Genomic DNA, 1931 nt, shown 5'->3' with positions numbered 1-1931 from the left:
TTCGTCACGAAACCATCAGACCTGGGATATTCCGATGAAGGATATGAATTACCGCCCTTGGATATCCGGTACCATGAGATACCCGTAAATCATCTCACTGCTGGTGCCGAAAGAGACGGTCAAGGCAAACTGTTTCGAGATGCTGCAGCAGGGTTAACTCAGGCCGCCAGAGAGAAGAGGGAGAGTATAGAAGCCCGAGTTTCAGAAATGGCCAGAATTATTAAAGAATCACCTGAGGACCATTTTATTCTGTGGCATGACCTTGAAGCGGAGCGACACGCAATAAAAAAAGCGGTACTTGAGGTAATTGATATCTATGGCAGCCAAGACCTGGAGACCAGGGAGAAGCGGGTAATTGACTTTTCCGAAGGTAGAATTAAATATTTTGCGACAAAGAAAGAGTTGTCCGGGTCCGGGTGCAATTTCCAAAGACATTGCCACCGGGCCATTTTCGTAGGCATTGATTATCAATTTAATGACTTCATTCAAGCCATACATCGGATATATCGTTTCCTCCAGACCGAACAAGTGCGAATAGACATTATCTATACCGAAAGTGAACGGGCTATCCTGGATGTTCTACTGGAGAAATGGAAACAGCATGATTACATGGTTGAAAAGATGATACAAATAGTCAAAAAATACGGGCTGAGCAATACCTCAATGATTGATAAATTGGCCCGGAGCATTGGAGTTGAGAGAGTGAAGGTCGAAGGAAAGCATTTTACTTTAGTCAACAATGACTGCATTTTGGAAACTGCGGAAATGGCCGACAATAGTATTGATTTGATTCATACCAGTATCCCTTTTAGCAACCACTACGAATACACACCGAGCTATAACGACTTCGGTCATAACAAAGATAATGACAGATTCTTTGAGCAAATGGATTATCTAACTCCTGAACTGTTAAGGGTACTGAAGCCTGGGCGCGTTGCGGCTATCCATGTGAAAGACCGAATCCTATTCGGTAATACTACCGGGACCGGAATGCCCACGGTGGATCCTTTTTCAGATATGACGGTATTTCACTTCATCAAACATGGATTCCAGTACATGGGACGGATAACCGTTATTACCGACGTAGTAAGGGAAAACAACCAGACTTACCGCCTAGGCTGGACTGAGCAATGTAAAGATGGTACTAAGATGGGTGTAGGTTGTCCTGAGTATATTTTGCTATTCCGCAAGTTGCCCAGCGATACCAGCACGGCCTATGCCGATGTGCCAGTAGTAAAAAGTAAACAAGAATATACCCGCGCACAGTGGCAGATTGATGCCCACGGATTTTGGCGCAGTTCCGGGGACCGGCTTATGAGCAAAGACGAACTAGCTACTATTCCAGTTAAAAATCTGCAAGCTGTTTACCGTAAATTTTCAAGGGAAAATGTTTACAATTACCAAGAACACGTTGAACTTACTAAAAAACTAGACGAACAAGGCAAGCTGCCTGCTTCATTTATGGTCGTTGCTCCCGGTAGTTGGGACGATGCTGTTTGGGACGATATAAACCGGATGAAAACGCTCAATACTCAACAGAGCCAAAAGCGGCTACAGATGCATGTTTGTCCTTTGCAAATTGATATAGTTGAGAGAATTATCAACCGGTATTCCAATCCGGGAGAGATAGTTTTTGACCCCTTTGCAGGATTATTCACTGTTCTCGCTACTGCAATAAAACTAGGCCGTGAGGGATACGGAATAGAACTTAGTACCGATTATTTTAGGGATGGCGTGGGTTATTGCAAAGCTGCCGAGGAGGAAATAAATACTCCTACCCTATTCGACTTTATAGGCGAAAGGAGTGAGGCTATTTGACCTCAACAATAATCTTCAAGCGAAACGGGCAAAACATAATAGCTAAAATATTTAAAACCACGATTGAGCCACTTGACACCGGAACTGGAAAGCAAGTGGTTTTCTTTTGCCAA

General features: G+C 43.7%; 1 protein-coding gene. It reads left to right on the top strand.

Annotation, left to right across the window (positions count from 1 at the left end; translation table 11 throughout):
- A partial coding sequence (locus tag B4G81_RS05060) for a DNA methyltransferase (RefSeq protein ID WP_294080761.1) occupies positions 1 to 1818 on the top strand: 1818 nt, incomplete at its 5' end.
- Positions 1819 to 1931: the final 113 nt, after the last annotated feature.

The sequence above is a fragment of the Proteiniphilum sp. UBA5384 genome, assembly GCF_002410825.1.
Lineage (GTDB): Bacteria > Bacteroidota > Bacteroidia > Bacteroidales > Dysgonomonadaceae > Proteiniphilum.
Note: the sequence above shows the minus strand (reverse complement) of the source record. Positions and strands in the feature narration are given on the sequence as shown.